General features: G+C 37.5%; 24 protein-coding genes. 19 read left to right on the forward strand and 5 right to left on the reverse strand.

Annotated elements, in window-relative coordinates; genetic code table 11:
- The first annotated feature begins 38 nt into the window (after positions 1–38).
- From N7Z68_RS09195 to N7Z68_RS09205, 3 genes are all read left to right on the forward strand, one after another.
- The gene (locus N7Z68_RS09195; protein ID WP_275118184.1) at positions 39–431 is read left to right on the forward strand and encodes a rhodanese-like domain-containing protein; all 393 of its coding nucleotides are present in this window, start codon (positions 39–41) and stop codon (positions 429–431) included.
- A gap of 540 nt (positions 432–971) precedes the next feature.
- Positions 972–1,337, forward strand: a complete 366-nt coding sequence (locus N7Z68_RS09200) for a sulfurtransferase (RefSeq protein WP_275118185.1) — start codon at positions 972–974, stop codon at positions 1,335–1,337.
- A 15-nt stretch (positions 1,338–1,352) separates the two neighbouring features.
- Complete coding sequence (locus N7Z68_RS09205) at positions 1,353–1,712, forward strand: rhodanese-like domain-containing protein (RefSeq protein ID WP_275118186.1); 360 nt, start codon at positions 1,353–1,355, stop codon at positions 1,710–1,712.
- Between the two features lie 64 nt (positions 1,713–1,776).
- Here the strand turns inward: N7Z68_RS09205 and N7Z68_RS09210 are convergent, their stop codons facing one another.
- Together N7Z68_RS09210 and adh are read right to left on the reverse strand one after the other, a co-directional pair.
- Positions 1,777–2,133, reverse strand: coding sequence for a DUF779 domain-containing protein (locus tag N7Z68_RS09210; protein WP_275118187.1), 357 nt, complete (start codon positions 2,131–2,133; stop codon positions 1,777–1,779).
- A 20-nt stretch (positions 2,134–2,153) separates the two neighbouring features.
- Positions 2,154–3,674, reverse strand: coding sequence for an aldehyde dehydrogenase (adh, locus tag N7Z68_RS09215; protein WP_275118188.1), 1,521 nt, complete (start codon positions 3,672–3,674; stop codon positions 2,154–2,156).
- A 294-nt stretch (positions 3,675–3,968) separates the two neighbouring features.
- Between adh and N7Z68_RS09220 the strand changes: the two genes are divergently transcribed.
- Entirely contained in the window at positions 3,969–5,066 is a 1,098-nt protein-coding gene (locus N7Z68_RS09220) for a polysaccharide deacetylase family protein (RefSeq protein WP_275118189.1), read from the forward strand.
- Between the two features lie 99 nt (positions 5,067–5,165).
- Here N7Z68_RS09220 and N7Z68_RS09225 read toward each other — a convergent pair whose 3' ends face one another.
- Positions 5,166–5,384, reverse strand: a complete 219-nt coding sequence (locus N7Z68_RS09225; RefSeq protein WP_275118190.1) for a hypothetical protein — start codon at positions 5,382–5,384, stop codon at positions 5,166–5,168.
- A 205-nt stretch (positions 5,385–5,589) separates the two neighbouring features.
- Here N7Z68_RS09225 and N7Z68_RS09230 point away from each other — a divergent pair, with 205 nt between their 5' ends.
- Positions 5,590–6,303 carry a peptidylprolyl isomerase gene (locus N7Z68_RS09230; RefSeq protein WP_275118191.1) on the forward strand — a complete coding sequence of 238 codons (714 nt, stop codon included), beginning with the start codon at positions 5,590–5,592 and terminating at the stop codon, positions 6,301–6,303.
- Between the two features lie 264 nt (positions 6,304–6,567).
- Here the strand turns inward: N7Z68_RS09230 and N7Z68_RS09235 are convergent, their stop codons facing one another.
- Both N7Z68_RS09235 and N7Z68_RS09240 read right to left on the reverse strand, forming a co-directional pair.
- Positions 6,568–6,861, reverse strand: coding sequence for an SAV0927 family protein (locus N7Z68_RS09235; protein WP_275118192.1), 294 nt, complete (start codon positions 6,859–6,861; stop codon positions 6,568–6,570).
- Positions 6,862–7,137: 276 nt separating this feature from the next.
- Complete coding sequence (locus N7Z68_RS09240) at positions 7,138–7,569, reverse strand: CBS domain-containing protein (protein ID WP_275118193.1); 432 nt, start codon at positions 7,567–7,569, stop codon at positions 7,138–7,140.
- A gap of 213 nt (positions 7,570–7,782) precedes the next feature.
- On the opposite strand from N7Z68_RS09240, the gene N7Z68_RS09245 reads away from it, so the two are divergent.
- From N7Z68_RS09245 to N7Z68_RS09310, 14 genes are all read left to right on the forward strand, one after another.
- The gene (locus N7Z68_RS09245) at positions 7,783–9,240 is read left to right on the forward strand and encodes a UDP-N-acetylmuramoyl-L-alanyl-D-glutamate--2,6-diaminopimelate ligase (protein ID WP_275118194.1); all 1,458 of its coding nucleotides are present in this window, start codon (positions 7,783–7,785) and stop codon (positions 9,238–9,240) included.
- A 161-nt stretch (positions 9,241–9,401) separates the two neighbouring features.
- The gene (locus N7Z68_RS09250; protein WP_275118195.1) at positions 9,402–11,231 is read left to right on the forward strand and encodes a WG repeat-containing protein; all 1,830 of its coding nucleotides are present in this window, start codon (positions 9,402–9,404) and stop codon (positions 11,229–11,231) included.
- A gap of 188 nt (positions 11,232–11,419) precedes the next feature.
- A complete protein-coding gene (locus N7Z68_RS09255; protein ID WP_275118196.1) occupies positions 11,420–12,796 on the forward strand; it encodes a Glu/Leu/Phe/Val family dehydrogenase in 1,377 nt (458 codons plus the stop codon).
- A 57-nt stretch (positions 12,797–12,853) separates the two neighbouring features.
- Positions 12,854–13,942, forward strand: a complete 1,089-nt coding sequence (locus tag N7Z68_RS09260; protein ID WP_275118197.1) for a hypothetical protein — start codon at positions 12,854–12,856, stop codon at positions 13,940–13,942.
- Positions 13,943–14,311: 369 nt separating this feature from the next.
- A complete protein-coding gene (locus N7Z68_RS09265; RefSeq protein WP_275118198.1) occupies positions 14,312–16,075 on the forward strand; it encodes an ABC transporter ATP-binding protein in 1,764 nt (587 codons plus the stop codon).
- On the forward strand, positions 16,072–17,892 hold the full coding sequence (locus N7Z68_RS09270; protein WP_275118199.1) for an ABC transporter ATP-binding protein: 1,821 nt from the start codon (positions 16,072–16,074) through the stop codon (positions 17,890–17,892). Before N7Z68_RS09265 ends, N7Z68_RS09270 begins: the two co-directional genes overlap by 4 nt.
- 502 nt (positions 17,893–18,394) lie before the next feature.
- The gene (locus N7Z68_RS09275) at positions 18,395–19,972 is read left to right on the forward strand and encodes a hypothetical protein (protein ID WP_275118200.1); all 1,578 of its coding nucleotides are present in this window, start codon (positions 18,395–18,397) and stop codon (positions 19,970–19,972) included.
- Positions 19,973–20,009: 37 nt separating this feature from the next.
- Complete coding sequence (locus tag N7Z68_RS09280) at positions 20,010–21,503, forward strand: AAA family ATPase (protein ID WP_275118201.1); 1,494 nt, start codon at positions 20,010–20,012, stop codon at positions 21,501–21,503.
- 30 nt (positions 21,504–21,533) lie between these two features.
- Positions 21,534–23,060: a hypothetical protein gene (locus tag N7Z68_RS09285; RefSeq protein WP_275118202.1), complete on the forward strand. Its 1,527-nt coding sequence runs from the start codon at positions 21,534–21,536 to the stop codon at positions 23,058–23,060.
- Between the two features lie 574 nt (positions 23,061–23,634).
- Positions 23,635–23,856, forward strand: a complete 222-nt coding sequence (locus tag N7Z68_RS09290) for a spore germination protein (protein ID WP_216828589.1) — start codon at positions 23,635–23,637, stop codon at positions 23,854–23,856.
- Between the two features lie 15 nt (positions 23,857–23,871).
- Positions 23,872–24,081 (forward strand): spore germination protein GerPB, encoded by a 210-nt coding sequence (locus N7Z68_RS09295; RefSeq protein ID WP_275118203.1) that lies wholly within the window; start codon positions 23,872–23,874, stop codon positions 24,079–24,081.
- A 37-nt stretch (positions 24,082–24,118) separates the two neighbouring features.
- Positions 24,119–24,733: a spore germination protein GerPC gene (gerPC, locus tag N7Z68_RS09300; RefSeq protein ID WP_275118204.1), complete on the forward strand. Its 615-nt coding sequence runs from the start codon at positions 24,119–24,121 to the stop codon at positions 24,731–24,733.
- Positions 24,730–24,909 carry a spore germination protein GerPD gene (locus N7Z68_RS09305; RefSeq protein WP_216828592.1) on the forward strand — a complete coding sequence of 60 codons (180 nt, stop codon included), beginning with the start codon at positions 24,730–24,732 and terminating at the stop codon, positions 24,907–24,909. Before gerPC ends, N7Z68_RS09305 begins: the two co-directional genes overlap by 4 nt.
- A 48-nt stretch (positions 24,910–24,957) precedes the next feature.
- Entirely contained in the window at positions 24,958–25,329 is a 372-nt protein-coding gene (locus N7Z68_RS09310; RefSeq protein WP_275118205.1) for a spore germination protein GerPE, read from the forward strand.
- Positions 25,330–25,331 lie beyond the last annotated feature (2 nt).

The raw sequence follows: 25,331 nt of genomic DNA on the forward strand, positions 1-25,331 counted from the left end.
CCGAAACAAAATCAACGATTGTGAGGTCTAGTTCTTGTATGAAACAGAAAACCATGTTAGCCGTTCTTACATTGGTAATTGGAGTAGGAGTGATATTTATGTTCTTTGGAACATCAAATAATCAAATTGGAGAAATCACTACAACTGAACTTAAAACAAAGATGAAAACAGACCATGATGCGGTGTTTATTGATGTCCGTGAGATTGATGAATATGAAGAAGCTCATGTAGAAGGAATGACAAACATTCCACTAAGTCGACTTGCTAGTGAATACACGCAGCTACCGCAAGACCAAGAGATTGTTATTTTCTGCAGAAGTGGCAACCGCAGTATGCAAGCAGCAAACTTTCTTTTTGAGCAAGGTTATTCAACAGTAACAAATGTAAGAGGTGGTATCCTATCTTGGGACGGCCCGCTTGTCACAAAATGATCTACGCACTCAAAAAATACCCATTATCCGGCTATCTATCTAAAACGGTAATGGGTATTTTTTATTCACTCTGAATTCAATGACAATTCTAATAGATTACAATTTGTAGCTAATAGACAAAAAGAAGTTATCGGACAATAAATTAAGAAAACGGACAATTAATAAGTGAAAATCCGACAATGAGTATATCCCTCACAATAATAAATTGAAACGGAGCTGCGTATTTCTACCAATATATATATTTTACTTAACAAATGAATTTATCTTATAATATATGTTCATACAGGAGAACAAAAAGATCCGAGAAGTTCGAGGAAGCGCAGTATCTGACTACTGGAGCGTATGGGTTTAATACGTGAAGAGCGGAAGAGCAAGCTGACGAGCTACCACAAGGATGTGGTGACTTCTACGTTCCCACAGGACGTGGGGCTCTTAGTCGAAGGTCTTCTAACGAAAGAGATTTTTCCCGGACTTTTTGAACATCCTCTTATAATATAGTAAAATAGTAGACGCAGCTTTGTTACACAGGAGGACCATGAAATGGTTACAATTACGATAGCATTCATGTTACTCTTTATTCTAGTATGGTTCTACAGACGTGTGGTTCCAGTACGAGGAGTAAAGTGCACGAATCTTCAGCACCTTAAGGAAGAAACAAAAAAACTAGATATTCGTGACTACCATATCGCTAGCCACGATCCGGTTACAGGAGCTACTAATATACCATTTGCTTATATTAAAAGATACTATCAACCATTCATAGGTAGTGAGGTCATTATTATATCAAATGATGTTGTAGCGAAAAATCTATGTATCCGATTTTTAAAACAAAAAGGGGTTCATGTGACAGGGTATTATATAAGCAATTCTGACAACAAAGAGAAAAAATTTGCAGAACTCTGTTAAAAGGAGAAGATCTAATTGGATATACTAAAATGGGTTATCGTTGTAGTTTTAATTATTTTAACGGCCCGAAATTTTCTACCTGCTAAAGGTGTGAAACAAATTAGTAATACGGAAGTAAAAATGCTGGTAAAGAGAAAAGACATTCAATTGATCGACGTACGCTCGGCATTAGAATATGAATTAAATCACATTGAAGGATTTCAAAACATTCCTTTATCAAAAATAAAGAAACGCCATAACGAATTAGACCGTGAAAAAGAAATCGTATTACTGTGTCAAAGTGGCATGAGAAGTAATAAAGCGAGTAAACGATTGAAACGACTCGGTTTTACTAAACTGACAAATGTTAAAGGCGGCATGTCTTCTTGGTCATAAGAAAAGGATGGCTCAAAGTGTAATAAAGGTACACTTGAGCCATCCTCTTTTTTTATACCCCAGCTTAAATACCTAATTGTTGCCGTTCTTCAGATGAAAATACACGTGACCGAGTTAAAAAGCGCTTTCCTTCAGGTCCTTCTAAAGAAAACATCCCGCCACGGCCTTCGACGACATCAATAATTAATTGAGTATGCTTCCAATATTCGTATTGGTCCTTCGCAATATAGAAGGGACATCCTCCAATTGTACCAAGCAGTACATCAGAACTTCCGATACGAAGCTCCCCGTTCGGATAACACATCGGCGAGCTCCCGTCGCAGCACCCGCCCGATTGATGAAACATAAGGTCACCATGGCGCTTTTTTAGCTTTTCTATTAGTTCAACCGTTGCTTCCGTCGCTTTTACTCTTTCTACCATAGAAGACACCTCCCTCGATTTTAAAAGAATCCTAGTGCGTCTTCGCTATAGCTGACGAGCATATTTTTCGTTTGTTGGTAATGGCTTAGCATCATTTTATGATTTTCTCGTCCAATCCCGGATTTTTTATAGCCTCCAAATGCCGCGTGAGCAGGGTAAGCATGATAGCAGTTTGTCCAAACGCGACCCGCTTGAATGTTACGCCCGAAACGATACGCTGTGTTAATATTACGAGACCAAACACCAGCCCCTAAACCGTACAGTGTATCGTTAGCAACCGATAAAGCTTCATCTTCATCTTTAAATGTAGTGACAGAAACCACTGGACCAAAAATCTCCTCCTGGAAAATACGCATGTTATTGTCACCTTTAAAGACAGTTGGTTTTACATAGTAACCATTCTTGAGGTCATCCTCTAATACATTACGCTCACCGCCAATTAAACACTGGGCACCTTCTTGTTTTCCAATATCTAAATAAGAGAGGATTTTTTCTAATTGTTCCTGTGACGCTTGGGCACCCATCATCGTATCTGGATCTAGCGGATTACCCGTTTTGATCGCCTCAACACGTTGAAGTACACGCTCCATGAACGGTTCATAAATTGATTCATGAATAAGAGCACGAGAAGGGCATGTACATACTTCGCCTTGATTCAAAGCAAACATTACAAAACCTTCAATCGCCTTATTTAAGAACGCATCATCTTTTTCCATGATGTCTGGGAAGAAGATATTCGGCGATTTTCCACCTAACTCGAGTGTAACAGGGATAATATTTTCAGATGCATACTGCATAATGAGACGACCTGTCGTCGTTTCTCCAGTGAATGCAATTTTTGCAATTCGGTCGCTAGAAGCTAACGGCTTGCCCGCTTCAACGCCAAAACCATTTACTATATTAACAACACCTTTAGGTAAAAGGTCTTCGATGAGTTCCATGACAACCATAATTGAAGCTGGTGTTTGTTCCGCCGGTTTTAATACGACGCAATTACCAGCCGCCAAAGCAGGTGCAAGTTTCCAAACGGCCATTAAAATAGGAAAGTTCCACGGAATAATTTGTCCAACGACACCTAGAGGCTCATGAAAGTGATAAGCCACCGTGTTATTGTCTATTTGTGAAATACTGCCTTCTTGACTACGAACAACCCCAGCGAAATAACGGAAGTGGTCAATAGCAAGAGGGAGGTCAGCATTTAACGTTTCACGAACGGCTTTACCATTTTCCCACGTTTCAGCCACAGCTAGCATTTCTAAGTTTTCTTCTAAGCGATCTGCAATTTTATTTAAAATAGTTGCTCGCTCAGCAGGAGAAGTAGCCCCCCAGCTTTTCTTTGCAGCGTGAGCCGCATCTAGAGCTAATTCGATATCCTCAGCAGATGAACGAGCGACTTCACAAAATGCCTGACCAGTGACAGGTGTGATATTTTCAAAGTATTCTCCGTTCACAGGGGCTGTCCATTCCCCATTAATGTAATTGTCATAACGCTTTTTAAAATTTACTAGAGAACCATCCGTGTTTGGCTTTTGATATACCATATAAATCCCTCCTAATGTACATTCCTTCTACTAAAAAGAAAGTTTCACTCTATTAATTCTTGATTATGTAAGCGCTTTCCTTCCCTCGGTTTCCTTTTTTATAATTCGCACTATCTTTCTATGAACGGACAGTCACAAGAAAAAGAAAGGTCACATAATCTAAACTATTACGTCGTACATAAAATATTCTTATTTTATTGCCTAAATCTAAAACTCTTTCAAAATTACTTTTTTAGAAAATTGAAAAAGGGTATAAGGAAAGTATAAGCCTATCAAAAGAAGGGACTAAAGATCATGAATTTATTTCGTATTCTCCTTATAATGATGATAATTTCAGTCGCAGCCGCATGTTCAAGTCAATCCACATCCAAAGTAGAAGATTTAGAAAATGAACTACTAGAATACGAAGAAAAAGTAGCGAGTCTATTAGAAGAAAAAGAGGACTTAAAGTTACAAATTGAAAGATTGAATAATGAAAAAGAGCAGCTACAACAAGACTTAGAGGAAAATGATAATCGATTAATAGAACTTGAGGATCAATTACAACAACATCAATCCACAATAGAAGAAAAACTAGGAGCGATTGAAGGTTACGAGAAACAAGTGGAACAATTGAAAAATCAAGTCAATGAACTTAAAAGCCAAAACAACGAACTAAATAAGAGGAACCAGCAGTTAGAAAATGAAATAAAAGAACTAAAGAAACAGCTGGAGGCAAAGAAAACCCCATCAGTTAAGCCGATTCCTCCTAAAGAGGACTCACGCTCTGCTACTAAAAAAGTATTTTTAACATTTGATGATGGGCCGACAACTCTTACACCTAAAGTTTTTGATGTCTTGAAAGAGAATCAAGTACCGGCAACGTTTTTTATGATTGGACAACGGATGGAACAACACCCTCAACTTGTTAAACGGGCTTATCAGGATTCCCATATGGTCTTAACGCATTCTTATTCACACGACTACTCGATTTACACCTCGTTTGATACGTATTATAACGATTTAACGAAAGTCGAAGCCACTTATAAAAGAATTCTCGGATTTGACGCTCCATCTATCATTCGATTTCCTGGAGGTTCTTCCAACCACAGTTCTTTTCAATACGGTGGAAAAGAATTTATGCCAAAATTAACAGAAGATATCAAGAAGAAGGGGTACTATTACATCGACTGGAACGTATCTTCGGGGGATGCCGGGACAGCGGTCAATAATGCGGATAAAATCTACGAAAATGTAGTTACGAATGCAAGAAATAAAGATTTTATCGTCGTATTGTTCCATGATGTTTCTACTAACGGTCAGTTGGTTAAGGCATTGCCAGACATCATCAAGTATCTGAAAATGAAGGCTATGCATTTCGAAGTTTCCGTGATGTTACCAAAGAAGAATTAGCGACAATGGTAAATATGAAAATTGCAAATAAACCCATTATAAGAGAGTAGAGAGAGAAGTAAACTTCTTTCTCTACTCTTATTACTTTATCGTCTAACATTATCTCTTTCTTCTTGGTGGACGTGCTGGTGGACGTGCTCCCGTTTGTTGACAGGCTAAACAGTCATTGATACATTGAGTTTGCTGGAATGGGAAAAGTGATTGACAGACGTTTCGACAAAACCGCTCACAACTTGGAACTGTAGCTCCAGCTTCAACATCATAGATGCCTGGCAAGGCCCCTAGGATGCGACGTAATTTGTCTTCTTTAGATAACATATAAAATCACCTCCTTATAGATAAGCTATGTCCACTATTAATAAATGACCGGACGAATTACATAGAGATAATAAACTTTTTAAAAAAACCAGATTAGAACATATGACAAAAAGTGATATAATGAGTAATGGTCTATGGAAGCTAGTTAAACTTCAGCTTTAAATCTTGAATTATGACTTTTATACACAGAAAGGAATTGAATTTTATGCAAATTCTAATTAATGCTAAAAAAATGATATTTATGATGATAATAGTTGCTCTAACTGCTTTTATCGTCGCTTGTGGGACAGGCACAGAAGCGCCAACTGATGATGTGGCCGATCAGGAAAATCGTGCAGAGGAAGCAGTACCTGAAGAGGAAGTAACACCTGAAGAAGATGTAGTTGAACAAGCAAGGTCTGAAGAAAATCCGATTGTCACGATAACGATGGAAAACGATGAGCAAATTATAATCGAACTTTTCCCGTCGATTGCACCAAACACGGTCACAAACTTTGTTTCATTAATCGAAGATGGATTTTATGATGGCGTGATCTTTCACCGTGTTATTCCAGGGTTTATGATACAAGGCGGGGATCCTGAAGGAACAGGTAGAGGGGGACCTGGTTATTCGATTCCAGGAGAATTTAATGCTAATAATTTTAATAATCCACTTCCTCATGAACGTGGTGTCATTTCAATGGCGAGATCAAGAGATCCTAACTCTGCTGGTTCACAGTTCTTTATTATGCATGATCAATCGCCACACTTAGATGGACAATATGCAGCTTTTGGAATAGTTATTGAAGGTATGGAAACCGTTGATAACATTGCAGTTGTTGAAACGGCTGGAGAAGCACCGAAAGAAGAACAACGTATGAAAACAGTCACAGTAGAAACCTACGGAATTGAATACGGGGCACCTGAGGTCGTTCAATAAATTATGTAAGAGGTTGTGACTCGGCACCGTGTTGACCTTTTTACTGATAACGATGGTTGGTATGAGCAGAAATTCTCATAAGACTGCAGTCATAACACGAGAGTCACCCTCGACTTATTTACGAAACCACTTTATGTTTTCCTGTTCCTTGACAAAAGGGGCAGGATATTTTTTTGCTTAAAAGAAACAGCCATCGCTTTCGCATATTCCCTTGTCCTTGACAGCGCTTACATAAAATTAAAATTGCCAATATCTCCTCCTCATTTATTCATATTGATCAAATTTTTTTGCTAACGGAATTTTTGATTGTAATAGTGCCGAAACTTCGTGTGCGATCTCATCGTCCTGAATACGAAACACTCTTTTAACAACTGAAACATCGCTTACATCGTGGAAGTCCAATAAAGAGGAATTACCGCTCTGAAGACAAGTTACTAATGTCTTCCCAAAGAAGTGATCAGAAAAAACAAGTGTGAAATCATACATCCTGCTTTCGGACGCATATCCAATGTGTTGAACAGTCGACAAGTCATCCATACCCAAAATAGACTCAAACAACTTAATCACTCCTTTATTCAATTGTTTTGTAAGATAATTGACATTGCGTGATGGGGATAACAACAAGAGGAAACACCATGTAATCTCAGAAAATAAAGAGACTATATTTTACTATATTCTTGTAATTCTTTTATCATGCACATCATGAAAAAATTTTGTTGTTCCAACTATAAGGTTTAGGCTACTGTCCCAAAATAGTAAAGTTAACCGGACCTATTAATAAAAAGAGGTTGCGCTTGTGTAAGCACAACCTCTTAACGTAACTGAACGTATTATTTATTCATGGGGAAATGCTGGGTTTGAGATACTAGAAAGTGCTTCTCCCGCTTCGTTTTGATAAATATTTTCTACAGCTAGGTCTCCAATTGCAACCATCCCCACCAATTGACCGTTTTCCACAACAGGTAATCTGCGAATTTGTTGTTGGGCCATTAATTGTGCTGCTTCATGTATATCCATCATGGAATTGGCTGTAACCACATGATCCGTCATACATTGTGAAACTGGAGTTTGACTGCCGATCCCTGAAGCAGTTGTTCGTAATGTAATATCACGATCCGTAATGATTCCCATAACTTGACCATTTTCAACAACTGGGATAGAACCTACATTGAGTTCCTTCATTAAAGTTGCTGCTTTTTGTACCGTATCGTGCGGTGTAACAGAAGCGACATTAGTTGTCATTATGCGTTGTAAGGTTTGAGCCATAATAAAATCCCTCCCTTTCACATTTAGTATGACCGAGCAAGAGGCAGCTATGTATGAGGAATCTCGGAACGTTTTAACAAGTTCTTTACCACTATGTATAATAATAACTTCTCGATTGCCAAGGATATTAACTGGAGTAATAGGAAAGAATACTTTATTATAAAAAATTCTTGTCACAGTATTGTGATGTCCTTGTAAGGAGTCATATGATCCATGAAGTTAAATTCCTTATTACAACCGATTGAAAGTGATCTTTTGACAGATGACATTCCAGACATTTCTATAAGTGGAATCCACTTTCATTCCAAAAAAATAAAACAAAACTTTGTTTTCGTTGCCATTTCAGGGAATGAAGCAGATGGTCATGAATACATCGAGGATGCAATAAAAGCTGGTGCTGTAGCCATTCTTGGCGAGAAAGATAAAACAGAACTCAGTGTTCCATATATCCGTGTCAAAAATAGCCGCAACCTTTTGCCGAAACTTGCTCAACGCTTTTTTGATACAGGGACTAAAAAACATACAATTATCGGGATCACGGGAACAAACGGAAAAACGACGACTTCATATATGCTGCGACACATATTAGAAAGCGCGGGTATGCGGTGTTCATTAATTGGTACCGTTAACAATATTATTAATGGTGAGTTGTTGCCACCATCGAATACGACGCCAGATCCTATTACACTGCATGAACTTATGTATAAGAGTATGGATGAAGTGTTTATAATTGAAGTTTCTTCACATGGAATTGATCAGGGACGAGTAAATGGAATCCCATTTGATTATGTTCTTTTTACCAATCTATCTCATGATCATTTGGATTATCATGGGACGATTTATAATTATTTTGAAGTAAAAGCTCAGCTCTTTGAACAATTAAATCATGAAGGGGAAGCAATTGTCAGCAACTATTGTGATTGGAGTAGAAGACTGATTGACCGTTTAACTACCGCTCAAAAAAATGTATTTTCTGTCGGTCACGAAGAGTCTGATCATATGAATTTAAATAATGTTAATGTGGAATTTTCAACGGAATTTAACCTTAAGCAAGCAGAGCAGGAACTTAGAGTAACCCTACCCTTAAGTGGTATACATAATGCCCAAAATGCATCTTTATCTTTTTTTACAGCCCGCAGACTAGGCATACCTGCACATCAAGCTGTTCAAGCGCTAAATGACTTTCCAGGAGTACCTGGTAGATTTGAAACCTATACACACCCTAGTGGAGCGACTTGTGTTATTGACTATGCCCATACACCTGACGGGTTGAACCATTGTTTACAGACGATAAACAAACAAGGAGCTAAACGAGTATTTCACATATTTGGTTTTCGCGGCAATGGTGATCCTTCAAAACGAAAAGAAATGATTGAAATTTCATCTAAATTTAGCGATCATTATATTTTAACACTAGATGATCTCAATGGAATGGACGCTAAAGAGATGGTCCAAGAGCTTCATCGTTTACAAGAGCTTTATGGCAGCGAGCAAGGAACGGTCATAGAAGATCGGACCGTTGCGATCCAATTGATCCTGCAACAAGCACAAGAAGGAGATTGGGTTATAATTACTGGAAAGGGTCCTGAATCCTATAAACAAGCATTTCAATATCCGACGAGCACGGACAGAGATACTGTCCTTTATAACATGGCAACCTATGGAGCGTAAATACGGCTTCATAGGTTTTTTGTTTGTATTGAACTGAATTTTGCTTTTGCCTATTTATAAGTAAAGAACTAAACCTCACTCGTTTAACGGTTCACTAGGTAAGAACCCAAATCTTACAACCTTCATATACTATTGAAACTATAAGTTTGGAGAGAAGCATTATGCGAGAAGAGTATCATTCAATTGATTTTGTCCGTCACTTGTTATCTACTTCTTCCGATACGACAAAGCCAAGATTTTTTCGAAAGGAACTAACGTTAGCCGAAGCGCAAAGGAGGCTTTGTCGCCTTTATCCTGCTTCCGTTCATACAGTAGAGGGTATGAAATGGGGGTATATCAATTCTAATGGTAATTTAAAAATTCCTGCCAGGTACGACCGGGCGGATGATTTTCAAGAAAATGGTTTAGCTATTGTTATGGTTGGTGATCAGTCAGGGGTTATTGATTGTTCAGGTCAATTTGTTATAGACCCTATATATGAATCCATTCTTCCTTTTACTGAAGGTCGAGCTATTGTCATTGACGCTACTGGATTTAAGGTAATAGATGAAAAAGGGAACGTCTTAACTTCAAAACCATATAATTTTATTGCTCCTTACGAAGAAGAACGTGCTGTATTTTCTGATAGGTCAGCCAACGGTCAATACCTTTATGGATATTTAGATCGAAACGGCCAAGAAATAATCGCATTACAGTTTGAATACGCGAATGATTTTATAGACGGGAAAGCGCTTGTCCGGTTAACTAATCGTAATTTTGCCCTGATCGACAAGGAAGGGACTATCCTTAACACATATGCCTATCATATGATGAGTGGGTTTAGTGAAGGACTTAGTGCTTTTAGAAAAACAATAGATGAGCCATTTGGATATGTAGATGAAAATGGGAATATTGTTATTGAACCACAATTTTCAATAGCACTGCCATTTCAGGAAGGAAGGGCGGTCGTCAATACCATTGATGGGATTAATAATCGTTACGGATTAATAGATAGACAAGGGAAATTTATTATTCAAGCACAATACAACGATATTTTACAATTGGGAGAAGATCGAGTAGCGCTAGGAAAAGCAATTGTTGCTGACAAACCGTATTACGGTTCGATTTATGCCATTGCGACGAGTGACGGTCGCCGGTTAACTGACTATGAATACGATACAGTTTCCCCATTTAAAGAAGGTCTAAGCTCAGTCACACAAGACCGATATACGTTTTTTATTGATCGATCTGGAAAGCGTGCGAAAAACTATCCTGTCGTTCAAGGTACAGGGATATTAACATTAGAAAATGGTGTCATTAAAGCCTTCGTTGATCAGAGGGTGATGTACTTTAACCGTTTAGGAAGATCGATCTGGAAACCGAATACAATCATTCCTCTTCAACCACCTTATCGAGTGAGAGAAGTAAAGTTTAATCCAAATAAAGATTACCTTGTGTATTACCCACAAATTGAAGGAATGAAAAATATAGAAAGGCAAAGTGAGATCAACCAATTATTAAAAGAAAAGTCCAATGTAAAAGAAATCCCCAGTAATGTTCAACTCGATTACAGCTATACGGGAGACTTTGCGATTGAGTTCTACCGTAAGAACCTTCTCGTCATTAAATTATCAGCGTATGAATATCCGTTTGGTGCTGCCCATGGTATGCCTAGTCAAGAATTTGTTCATATTAATTTGCAAACAGGAGAACTATACGAACTCCAAGATTTATTTAAAAAAGATGCAGATTATGTGTCGGTTTTAAGTGAGATAATTGGAAATCAAATTGAGGAACAACAGCAACAAGAATTTTCTTATTTTTTCCCTCAGGCATATAAAGGCATAAAGCCAGATCAGCCTTTTTACATTACAGAAGACGCCCTCGCTATTTACTTTCAACCATACGAAATTGCAGCGTTTGCCGCGGGATTTCCAACATTTAAAATCCCTTATGATGACATCATCGAAATCATCGACATCGAAGGTTCTTTTTGGCGAGCGTTTAATTGACTTTAAAACAGGATCCACTATTAGAGAAAAATACTGAATGATATATCTGAATAGACAATTTTTAATGCGATGATTACCAGTCATCGTATTTTTACTTTTAAATAAAATGAATTTTGGATAAGAAACGATGGAATTAAAATACTAAACGTAAATGCTCAGAGTTAGAAGGAGAAGGAGGTCGATACAAAATGGGCAGTCAGACGGGTATGATCGTGCAACGTTCCTTACGGGCGCTACAAGAAGACTCGAGTTTTTTACCGAACTTGCAAGGCGACACGCGAGAACAAGCTTTTCATTCACTCGCAGCTATCCTTTCAACCCCAAACCATGTTCACAAATCATTTTTACGTATCCCTTTAGAAAATGGAAATGTCGTGAGAATACCTGCTTATCGGATTCAACATAATAATACGCTCGGTCCCTATAAAGGCGGAATTAGGTTCCACGAACTCGTTAACGAAGATGAAGTAACCAATCTAGCTGCATTAATGACACTGAAAAATGCGTTACATGAAGTCCCTTTTGGCGGGGGAAAAGGCGGGGTGGTTATAGATCCTCGTGATTTCACAGAAAAGGAACTCTTGCTCATATGTAAAAAATACGTTCAATATTTTAGTGATAGTTTAGGTCCTGATAAAGATATTCCTGCACCTGATGTTGGTACAGGGGACCGAGAAATGGACTGGATGACCGCAGAATATAAAACGATCCGGCCCGGAAAGCCGTACCGTGGGAGTTTTACTGGAAAAAGCGTTGTAAACGGCGGGTCTTTAGGCAGAAGGGAGGCGACAGGAAAAGGGGTTTATTTTACCTTTCGTTATTTGCTTGCAGATTTTATAGAAGAACAAAGAAATTGGTTATCTAATAATGGAAACAAGTTCGCAAAAACAGCTTTAGATTGCGCTGATCGTCCATTAAATATAGCAGTTCAAGGTTTCGGAAATGTAGGCTCAGTTGCGGCACTTGAAGCTTACCATTGCACACACTTACAAAGTAATATCGTAGCCGTTAGTGATCGTAACGTCACTTTATATAATTCAGAAGGATTAAATATTCCTGCGTTAATTGAAGCAACGGTAAAAAATAATAATGATCTTCCAACTTCTGAAGCACAACTTGAGCAATACAATATCAAGGCTGATATTTTGAACAGAGAAGATGTACTTTATTTGGATATCGATGTACTCATCTTAGCAGCCCTTGAAGATCAAATTCACAAAGATAATGCACGACAAATCCAGGCGAAAATCATTGTAGAAGGGGCAAATGCACCAATAACTGGTGACGCTGACCTTGTATTAAATGAGCAAGGCGTCATTATTATACCTGATATTCTAGCAAACGCTGGCGGGGTCATCGTTTCCTACTTTGAATGGCTTCAAGGACGAGAAACTCAATTTTACAGTGAAGAAGAAGTATTTAAGCTTTTATACGATAAAATGACAGGAACAATGAGTACTATTTTACCGCAGTACTTTGGCGACCCCTTTTCCGTAAGAGAAAATTGTTACATTCATGCGGTGATGAAATTATCAACGATTATTTATCGCCAAGGGAAATTATAAGCAACTGCAATTTTAGAACACGGATAAATCACTCTAAAATAGGAATGGATTATACAAATGAAAAAACGAATACTCTTTATTTTTATGACGTTTTGTATACTAGTTTCTGTCACGGCGTTTCCAGTTGGGGCGAAAGACGATCATAATCAAGTCTCGTTTATCGTCAAGGCTTCTAGTCAGTCTGTTTACCAGTCGATAACTACTGTGCAGTCTGATGAATTATTTCAAGAAATAGTTAAGGCAACTTCAACACCTATAAAAGACGTGCCGTTTTCAAATCAGTATATTTTATTTGTTGAGAATGGTCTTGTTCGGATTTTAATTGCGGATGAATACGGTCAACTGTTTGACGTTCAACATAAAAGAAAGATCGAGATTAAGCCACGGACCTCTCAATTAATTACAAGTCACTTTAAGACGTTGCAATCCGATCATTTTGGAACGATGTTAACGTGGGACGAAGCGACAAATGTGATTCCAAGGTATACGTCTTTTAAGATTACAGACCTTGAAACAGGGTTGAGTTTTAATGCGCAAAGACGTGCCGGGAGTAAGCACGCAGATGTACAACCGTTAACCCATCAAGATACAAAAATAATGAAAGCGATCTATGGAGGCAAGTGGAGTTGGAACAGACGGGCGATCTTAGTTCATGTGAACAATCAAGTGCTCGCTGCTTCGATGCACGGGATGCCTCATGGAAAAGGTGCATTAGCGAATGGGTTTCCGGGGCATTTTTGCATTCATTTTCAGGGCAGCACAACGCATCGGTCCAAGAATACCGATTTAGCCCACCAAGTAATGGCGCATAAAGCAGCTGGACAATTAGAGTCATTTACTAAACAACTTCCAGCTGAAAAAGTCATTGAGTTGTTTTTAATCGCTATTCACCAAAAGGATACTGACATTTTAAGTCTCATTTATCAAGGCGATGTACATTCTCTTCCGATTGATCATATTGCAGGGATACGAAAAATGGACAAAAATCATAAGCCGGTTAAAGAAAAACCGTTTATTTATCAAATACCAGTAACGTATAAGTATCAAACAAAAGATGGTCCGATTATCGAGGAGACGTTCTTATTTACCGTGATGCGGAAATCCCCTACTGACGAATGGAAACTCGTGCACGTCCCTTTTCATTAAAATTAAAATAAGGACAACGCCAAGTGCATACAATGAAAAAGCTTATCGAACAAAGTTCATTAAGCTTTTTCTTTTTTTATATCCTTTATGGTAGCAGGCACCTTTAACACTTTAGTGTTATAAAGGTGCCTGCTACCATAGTGAAATAGTGAGCATTAATGCAATAGGGGAAGGAAACGCGAAGTTCACCCAGAAATATATCGAAATTTCAAAAAATACTGTAAGCAGATGATTAGATATTTATTTCGAAACCCGATATATTTATACTATTACCATTTTTATGTTCCATCTTTCAGAAATGTAACACTCATGACCCAACCATGTAGCAAAGAGAGAAGGAGAAAAAATCAACTTAAGAGGAGGCTTACTATGAATACTTTTAAAAGGCTCAAAGAGTTTTATTGGCCTTATAAGAAATTTTTTATCAGTTCGATGCTTTTTCTAATCGTCGTTACTGCGATAACTGTTATTTATCCGATCATACTAAAAATTACGATTGATGACGTTATTTTAGCAGGAAACTCTTCGTTAGTTCCTTACATTGCGTTTGGATTTATTTTATTAATGGTTTTTAAAGGGTTTGCGACGTATTATCATCAATTTTTAGGGGACTTATTTGGTGTTCGTGCGGTTTATGAATTACGAAATGCCTTATACAAAAAACTTCAATATTTGCCGTTTCGCTATTACGATAATGCGAAGACAGGGGATCTCATGTCACGGCTTACTGCTGATGTTGAAGGTTTCCGTTTCTTTTTATCATTTGGTTTTGCGCAACTCTTAAACTTAGTGTTAATCGTCAGTTTCAGTTTTAGTATCATGCTGTATTTCAGTGTCCCGCTGGCACTCGTCACTCTCGCATCGATGCCATTTTTAATTTTAACCGTTTACAAATTTGATAAAAAAGTCCATCCGGCGTTTAAACATATTCGAAAGTCATTCGGACGTTTGACAACAAAAGTTCAAGAAAACATCAGCGGAATGAATACGGTCAAATCATTATCACGTGAAGATTTTGAGATTGATAATTTTGTAGATAAAAATAGTGATTATAAAAATAAGTCCATCGATACATCCAATATTTGGGCAAAGTACTTTCCGATTATGGAACTCATTGGACAACTATGTGTTGTGTTCCTTCTCGGGTATGGTGGTTGGCTTGTCATTCAAGGTGCTCTACAACCGGGTGAACTTGTCGCGTTTTTCTCATTAGTTTGGTACATCATTGGTCCCTTAATGAATCTTGGCTTTATCATTAACACATTTTCACAATCGAAAGCTTCTGGAGAACGTTTACTAGAAGTGCTTAATGAACCAGAAGATATTCGTGACGCAGAGCAACCGCTAGAAACCCCAATCAAAGGGCATGTTCAGTTTAAAAACGTTAGTCACCAATATAACAGCGAAGAAGAACTTGCACTCCATAATGTCTCGTTTGAAGCACCAACAGGTAAAATCATCGGATTAATTGGTGCGACAGGGTCTGGGAAAACGAGCTTAACTCAACTGATTTCACGTTTCTACGAGCCAAACGAAGGAGAAATTCTTATTGATGGCCGAGATATTAAAGAGTATTCGTTAAAAACATTGCGTCACCATATTGGTGTTGTGTTACAGGAATCGTTTTTATTTTCATCGTCTATTCGAGACAATATTGCTTATGGAAATCCCGAAGCAACACTGGAACAAATTATTGAAGCTGCAAAAAGAGCCCAAGCACATGATTTTATTATGGAATTACCTGACGGCTATGACACCGTATTGGGTGAACGTGGGATGGGCTTATCAGGCGGACAAAAACAACGGATTGCCATTGCTCGTTCCATTCTCATCGACCCAAGCATCTTAATTCTTGATGACGCAACGAGTGCGGTCGACATGAAAACAGAGGGGAAAATACAAGCAGCCTTTCGCGAGGTCATGACAGGGAGAACGACGTTTATTATCGCACACCGCATTTCTTCCCTCAGACACGCAGATGAAATTCTCGTTTTAGATAACGGAAAAGTCGTTGAAAGAGGAACGCACGAGCAATTAATTGCAAACGAATCAGGGGCGTACCGTCGAATTTATAATATTCAATATCAGGACCAACACGCTTTTCAACAACGACAACTGGGGGTGAGCTCATGACAGAAAAGTCACACAGATCGAAGAAAAACAGTCGTTTCCATTATTCACTCGATTCAGCGATCGAGAAGCCGTTTAACTGGCCGCAAATGACTCGCTTATTTAGTTATATGAAGCCATACTCAAAAAATCTTTTACCTCTTGCGATTATTGCAATGATTATTTCAACTGCGGTTCGACTGACCACTCCTGTTTTAATTGGGGTATATGCACTAAACAATGTGATCTACCAACGTGATATGAATGCACTCGTCCATGTCGTTGTACTTATAGCAGGACTCTACATGCTGTCATGGCTTGCGAATACTCTTCGCATTCGTTGGATGAATATGCTCGGACAAAATGTCATCTACGATCTGCGACAAAGCTTATTCAAGCACATCCAACGCTTATCGCATCGTTTTTTTGACCAACGATCAGCGGGCTCGATTCTCGTTCGTGTCACGAATGACGTCAACTCTCTTCAAGATTTATTTACGAACGGGGTTATTAATCTATTAATGGACGTTCTTTTACTCATCGGTATTTTCATCATTCTCTTTGTCTACAGCCCTGAACTTACATTAGCAATTATGGTGATTTTACCGATTATGTTTGTGATATCGACGAGTCTACGAAGAAAAATTCGCCGTTCATGGCAAGTCGTACGTATCAAACAATCACAAATTAATTCTCACTTGAATGAAAGTATTCAAGGCATCCGTGTAACTCAATCGTACACACAAGAACGTGAAAATATGGCGTTCTTCAATGAAATGAATGAAGATAACTTCAAAGCTTGGCGAAACGCGACACAACAAAATGCGATGTTCCGTCCGTTCGTTGAAATGTCCAATGCGATCGGTACAGCGATTTTAATTTGGTACGGTGTCACTTTAATTCAATCTGGAAGTATTGATATTGGAACGTTTGTTATGTTTGCTTTCTTCCTCGGCATGTTCTGGGAACCAATTTCTAGACTGGGCCAAGTGTACAATCAGTTACTTATGGGGATGGCTTCTTCCGAACGGATCTTTGAATTTTTAGATGAAAAACCTTCTGTTCCTGAAAAAGACGGGGCAAAGGACATGAAACAAATGAAAGGACATATTACGTTTGAGGACGTCGAATTTGCTTATGATGCAAATCGAAAAGCGTTAGACGGAATTAATCTTGAGATGAAGCAAGGGGAGACCGTTGCTTTAGTCGGTCATACAGGATCTGGAAAAACGACGATCGTCAATCTCATTTCTAGATTTTACGACCCGACAAGTGGTTCGGTCAAAATTGACGATCACGATTTACGCGACTTAACATTGGATAGTATACGCCAACAGGTAAGCATCGTTCTTCAAGATACATTTATTTTCTCAGGAACGATTATGGAAAACATCCGTTTTGGTCGTCCAGATGCTTCAGACGAAGAAGTCAAGCGAGCTGCTGAAATGGTCGGCGCAAGCGCGTTTATTGAGCAATTAAAAAATGGCTACGAAACTGAAGTGGAAGAACGCGGGAACATTCTTTCGGTAGGTGAGCGTCAACTGTTATCATTCGCTCGTGCGTTACTAGCGGATCCGCAAATTTTAATTTTAGATGAAGCGACCGCAAGTATTGATACAGAAACGGAACAAAAAATTCAAAATGCGTTACAAACGCTACTTAAGGGAAGAACGGCAATTATTATCGCCCACCGTCTGTCGACTATTCGTGAAGCCGATAACATCATCGTTTTAGACCACGGGCAAATCGTAGAACAAGGGAATCATGAGGCGCTTATGAACCATCAAGGTCATTATTACAATCTTGTTCGTGCGCAGTTTCAGGCGATGGAAGCGAGTTAACCTAAAGTAGAGCAGTCGAATAACCCAAAAGGTGTAGTTGTAATCTCGTATACAACTGCATCTTTTTTCTCATGAGGTAAACGGATATTAAGAGTCATCCTATTTTCTATTTGAAAATTTAATTTGAGAATTGTTCTTTAACGTTAAATCAAGAATATACATAAGGTGGTGAAACTAAGGAGGTTTGACAACATGGCAAAGGTGATATTTTTCTATCAACAACCAAAAGACCTAGATGGATTCGAAGCCTATTGTTTTGACACAGTATTTAAATCATCCACCAATTATGTCAATTGTTAACTGAATTAAACTTGAAAAACTACCTTTGATGAGGTAGCTTTTTTTGTTTAATAAGTAATGACTTATTATATAAAGAAAGAATTTAGTATACCTAAATAACTGTAGAATGGTATTATATTCATATATTATTTTAATTTTGAATAGATCGAAAGTAGTATCCTATACGTGAATTTTACAAGTTGAAAGAAAAGAGGAACCCGTTTTGTTAAAGAGAAAGATTAAGTTTCCACTCGTAATGGATAATAATGTCCAAGTAAGAACAATAGATGAATTAATGCAACACTTTCATATTCGTTCTGTGCTTGATTATTATTTTGACGGTAGATTGCGAACTTGGCTAGACCATCGATATTATAAGGAACTCGTAGAAAAAATCGACCAACTAGCAAACCTACCAGTTGAAAATATCCCGTATGAGGTATGTAGTATATTTGGAGTAGAGGTACCTCAGGCGGGGAAAAATGCGATTAAAGAATATTTGAAAGAACGTCAAAAGGTAGAGCTAGTTCATCAATGGAGTAATAATCCAAATTTACTAAAAAGTTTACACTTAATTGCCTTTTCACAAGAAGAGTTAGACGAACTTTTGCAATCGACAGAAACGACACCAGACCGAGTCATTTACTTATTGGGAGAGCAGTTTGAAATTATTGAAGGAAACCGGAACATAAAATATATTGGAATTAATAAGCCGACAGTTTATTTAAAAGGTCTCGCCACTTTTAGTGCAAAAATTAATAACATTTCTCTTACTAACACATTAATAACCGCTATAAAAGAAACGAAGCTAATCATTCAAAATAAATACATAAAACAAAATGAATTTACTCCTCTTATTCATGTTAAAAATGATTATAAATCGTTAGTTTCCATTTTTGAGGAAGAAAAAGGCGGGTTTTATTACGAAAGTAAGCGACGGACATGTCCCGGGATAAGAACAGCGGAAATGGTATATATCCATCAAGATATTTTTGCAGTTATCGACAAATATAGAAAAGACGGAGTATCGTTCTTAGATGTCATATCTGGAGAAGAACTAAGTGGAGTATCCGCGGATCGCTTTCTTGCAAATAAATATGAACATCTCTTTCCACCAGAGCTTGATATGAACATACCTCCCAAAAGAGTGTTGCAATGCTTTAAATTAGATCAAAGGTTTAATAGCTTAGTTCATGTATATGATGGTACTGTTTATACCCATAAGATAAGAGAATATCCGTCTCCTAGAATACAATTTGCAAGATACGCATTAACCGATGGGGCTATTTTAAAAGAAGGTGAGCTGAAAATAGAAGACATAAATGAGTTTTCATCTTCTGTTTATCAAGGTGAATTATTTTACTGTACAAATAAATTTAGCAATATAAACGAAATTACATCAACAGGTGGTCATAACATTGAAGTCGAAGGAGAAGTTGAAGACTTTGTGATTACTGACAATAAAATTATAGTGTTAAGTCGGACGTACGATTACTCTTTTAAGAACGGTTTCATTGTAGTCTACGATCTTGATACTGGAGCACTGTTACAGAGACAAAAAATTCATGATAATAAAATTTGCCTGATAAAAGCATTTGATGATCAATTTGTTACAATATGCACAGATCGAAAAGTGAAAGTTTGGGATAGTGAAGCATTATCGGTTAATTCCGCAATAGATATACCCAACCTTACATCCACAGCTTCATTCCTAAATACACCTGCTCATACTTATGATGTGGACTTAACCGATGATCGTTTGGCAATTTTATTTGAAGGGCGAATTTATATTTACGAATAATTAGGTCTTAGTAAGAAAAGTAGGGGTGGAATAATTCATGTTGGAAACAATCGAGAAAAAAATACTACATTACGTAGATGCGCAGTACCCGTTGCTTTATTTAAATACATTTGAAGAAACAAAAATTGATACAATGGTTCAAAAAGTTGCTTATGGACGAGAAATTTTAGAATGGAATGCTTCTAAAGGTTTAGTTAATTTCAAAACGAAGACACCTTTACTCCACGAAGAGTTGAAGAACTTGGACGATGCCTTATCCTTCTTAACACTTGACGATGATCTAGAGGGAAAAATACTAGTGATCAAAGACATTCACCATTTCATAGAACAACCAATTATCGTTAGTCAACTTAAAGAGCTTGCTATCAAAATATACAAAGGACTGGAAACTGTCATTTTCTTTGTATCACCAATTTTAAAAGTTCCAATTGAATTAGATAAGTATACGACTATCGTTGAAATTACTTATATGAATGAAGTTGAAATTAAGGAATTAATTCAACGTTTTTTAGAAGAAAATGAACTGGAAGCTATAAAGGAAACTTTATTAGAAGAACTGACGATCGCCTTCAAAGGTTTAACAGAGTACGAGATTGTTAATATCCTATCCCTTGCTTATTCAAAAGAAGGGATCTTAAACTCAAAGGATCTCGAACTAATCTACGACCAAAAATATCAAATGATTAAAAAATCAGGAATTTTGGAAATGCTTCCTTTACATGAAAGTTTTAATCAAATTGGTGGTCTTGATTACTTAAAAGAATGGGTCAGAGCTAAAGCAACCGTGTTTAACAATCTACATAAAGCAATTGAATTTGGGGTCGATGTTCCTAAAGGAGTATTAATTGCCGGATTACCAGGGTGTGGTAAATCATTAAATGCTAAAGCAACAGCTCAACTCTTTGGTATTCCTTTATTACGTTTGGACATGGGAAGATTATTAGGAAAGTATGTTGGTGAGTCAGAAGCCAATATGAGGAGAGCCATCCATTTGGCAGAAGCAATCTCTCCATGTGTTTTATGGATAGATGAATTAGAAAAGGCCTTTGCTGGTATTGGTGATGGCGGTACGAATGAAGTTGCTTCAAGATTGTTTGGAAACTTTTTAACGTGGATGCAAGAAAAAACAAGCCCAACATTTGTTATAGCAACAGCTAATGATATTTCAAATCTTCCTCCAGAATTACTTCGTAAAGGAAGGTTTGATGAAATATTTTATGTTGACTTACCAACTTGTGAAGAGCGAGAAAAGATCTTTGAAATTCATATTAACAAACGAAGAAGTGAAGATATACACCAGATAAATGTTACAAAGTTAAGTGAAAAAACAGAAGGGTACAGCGGTGCAGATATTGAAAGTGTTGTAAAGGAAAGTGTCGAAGCCGCATTTGTAGCCGGACGTAATCAGTTAACGACTGAAGATATTTTAACAACGATTGCAAACACAAGATCAATTTCTGAACTTTTTAAAGATAAGATTGAGGAGCTCAAGAAATCCTATAAGGACTTTAAACCTGCGTCAAAATCATAATATAAAAGCGATTAGGAAGGTGCGATATAGATGAGCGAGAAAACACTAGACAATGAAAAATTAAATATAGACCCCATTTTTGCTAAACCACTTACAGAAGGTGAAGCATTACAGCTCGTCCAACTGCAGGATCAACTTGTAGAAAGTTATAATGCGTATGAAGATAAAGATAATATACAAGACTGGCTCACTCGCAATCTTCAAAAACATTTACCAACGATTTCTCATGAAGAGCACCTTGAAACAGCAGAGGAAATCATTACAACACTTCAAACAAACGAAACAAATAAAAAATCTCTTGAAGAAGCCGTTAGCAAAGGAAAAACTCAGGAGAGCTGGTTTGCTTCAAAATTGAAAGAAGCTACATCACATTTAACGACGAAAGAAGCGATGACTTACTTTCAACAGCTAGATGACGCTGTAAATAGCGCTAACGATTCGATGCAGACAATTTTATTAACAAAAGGTGGCATACTCAATCGAAACCTTAACCTAGATGGTTTTATTGCTGAGCAACACCATGTCAATTCATTTAATTTAAATGCTGCAGCTAAAAAAAGTCCCTATAGAGCTGAAGTACTTCTTCCAAAAGATGGACAAGGTTATGGAAGAAATTCTGTAGATATCGTTATTAAAGATGAAACCGGAAAGATTGTAAAGCGATATCAATCCAAATACGGATCAGATGGTAAGTCTACGAATCAACTATTTGACAAAGGTGACTACCGAGGACAAGGAAAATTAGTTCCAGAAGGACAATCAGGCGATGTAAAGGGGTCAGTTGAAAATATCCAATCTCCAGATGGAAAAATTAATAGTGAACCACTAAGTAAAAGTAATGCGAAGAAACTTCAAGAAGAAGCGCAATCTGGAAAATGGAATGAAACGAACTGGAACGAATACAAGATGAAGGATCTTGCAACAGGTATGGGGAAAAGGGTCGGATTTGCTGCATTACAAGGTGCAGCTATCGGAACAGGTACATACATGATTGAAAAAATAATCAAGAAAGAAACAATCAAAACAAAAGAAGTTGCTACAGTTGCCTTGCAAAGCGGACGTGACTTAGGAGTGAAAGCAGCTGTTGCAAGTGCTCTTATAATTGCTGTCAAAAAAGGCAAGATAAAAGCATTTCCTCTTAATACACCCGTTTCTGTCCTAACAGATATTGCTTATCTCGGGGTTGAAAATACTAAAATTGCAATCAAAGTCGCAAAAGGGGATATTTCCATTTTAGAAGGCTTAAAAGAAATGGAAAAAGTAACGGTTTCAACCGCCTATGGAATTATGTTGTCCACAAGCTGGGGCCTAAAGGGGGCGGCACTTGGATCTGTTCTCGGGCCTATTGGATCATCAATCGGATTTTTCATTGGTGGATCACTTGGATACATGGCGGGTTCAGAGATAGGAAAACAAGTGGTTGAAACGAAGCAAAAGTTGAGATCGAAAGCTTTTTCAATGGCAAAAAAATTAAGTGAATCTGTAGTAGCAACTACTAAAAATGGTTTTGAACAAATAAACAAAGCTAGAAAATCAGCACCTATGTCTACAATTTAATTAACGTTATACAAGAGCTCATGAAATCAAACAATGAGCTCTTTTTTTGTGGCGAAAATCGCAGACAAAATAAGTCAAATCCCCTCTGTTTCCTCTTGTACCTTGTCATTTCATGCGCTTCCCGTGGAAATAATACGTATATTTCCAATCATTTAACCTGCTCAATATAAGAAGGCCAATTCAAAATAAGGATCCTTAGACGATATTTGTTCATAACCCCCTATAAATCGATCTCTTTTTATCAAAATTAAATAAACGTTTAATTAAATCCTTCTGAAAATTGTCGATTGATTTTCTATCGCTCACGATTCCACGCTTTTCGTTCGAGCATTCGCCTAGTTTTTTCCTCTACTGCTCACGATTCCACGCTTTTCGTTTCTAAATTCTCCTAATTTTCCCCTCTGCGTTCTTATTTTGTTTTTTTGTTGATTTTTCCACCATCTTTTTATTGCTATGATCGTTGGAGTAAGGCGAATGAGGAAAGATATTATTTTACATACGTCCTTCTAGGTGTAACGCCTAGCTGAAAAATTCATATAATGCCTACAAGGATTAGAAAAAAGGGTGTTTGTCTATGCCAGCGATAGTAGGAGCAATAAAAGTGAATAGCATATCAAGTAGTGGTGTTTTTCATATTGGCGACGTCTTCAATATCTCACCTAAAAGTCAAGCTAAAACGTTTGCAGGGGCTGGATCGTTTATGACAGGGGACGGAATTCAAGTGAGAAATGATTATAATACAACCCAGGTATATGATGCTGATTTGGTGGATCAGCCAATAGCAGGAAATATTTAATTAGGGGCGCTTTGTATGAATTTTTTTATCAACCAGAATATTGTGATTCATAACCTAAGAGTCGATGGTATTACAAACTCTTCTGTGTTACAGGTCGGAAGTGCAGGGATGATTAAAGGAATCTCTAACTTATACAATACCGGAGGATTTGTGGAACCTGCTCCTGAACTAGATCGTCCTCCTACTACTTTACCTCTTGTCCCTCTGGCACCACCAACCGCATAAGAGGTAAATTGAAATCCCGTAAAAAGGTGGGAAGACAATGTATAATAACTGGAATTATGGGTCTTATTTTGAAAAAATAAATGGATACCTCCAATCACAAAATCAAAAAATTCTTCAGTTAGAGCAACAACTTCTGCAGATGCGTGAAGAATTATCTCAATTAAAACAAACTCCTCCAGGCAACAGTATCGATCGTATTGAATATAAATTTGATCAATTGAAAATCGAACGTCTCGAAGGAACATTAAATATAGGCCTTACACCAAATGGAGGAACATCTCCAATTGAAGATTTTAATATTAATCAAAATGAATTGAATGTCCCAATATTTTCCCATATGCATCCGGAAAGTGTTCAAGCGATAAAACATCAAATCCATCATTTTCTAGATACCGAATGTTATCCGTTAATTCAATCCATTGAACAAAAGCATAACTATCAATTGGATCCGAATTACCGTAATTTTATTATTGGCGATGTAAAAAAACAAATCGATCAACGGATCAACCACTATTTAAGTCAAGTGCAAGGAAACCAATATGATGCAAAACAAGTTGAACAAATCACAGTCCACAAAGTAAAGGAAGACATTGGGAATACTTTTGATGCCTTTATAAAACATTTACCAAGAGAGGAGAATCCGCCAACATGAATTTCAACGTCGTAAATCGAAACCTGTCTGTAGGTGCCATCCGAGTTGTCGGGGTTGCTAGTTCCTCTATTTTTCTCGTAGGGGATACAAATACGGTTTGCTTGTCATCTTATTTTGATACGCCGCCTGAGTCTTTAATTGTCAGTCCATTTGTACCTTTAGCTCCTGAACAATAATTTGAGAAGTTGGTCATCTATTAGTTGATAGATTGAAGAGGTGGAACCATGCAAAATCGTATTTCACACGTAAATACTATAAATGTAAATGATGTCTCTTTAAGTAGTACGTTCCAAGTGGGTGACAGTTATCATATTAACCAGTGGTCAAGGGCATTAGCTGTTCAACGGCAAATTCCATTTTATTTTGGAAATGAAGGGAACTTTGATGTATTTCCAATGTTTCACATCAAAAATCCGATGCCCGTAATCACTGAACCTATCAATATAACAAGAACGAATGAAAATCCTTTTATCCATGTGGATCATATAAGAGTGATTGCTGTTGGTTCTGCGTCTAGTCTTCACATCGGTTCAAACTCAATCATTAATGCCGAAACACGGATCAAACATATTCGGCAGTTTGTGGAAAACCCGTAACA

This window comes from Alkalihalobacterium chitinilyticum (assembly GCF_029028005.1).
Taxonomy (GTDB): Bacteria; Bacillota; Bacilli; order Bacillales; family Bacillaceae_F; genus Alkalihalobacterium; species Alkalihalobacterium chitinilyticum.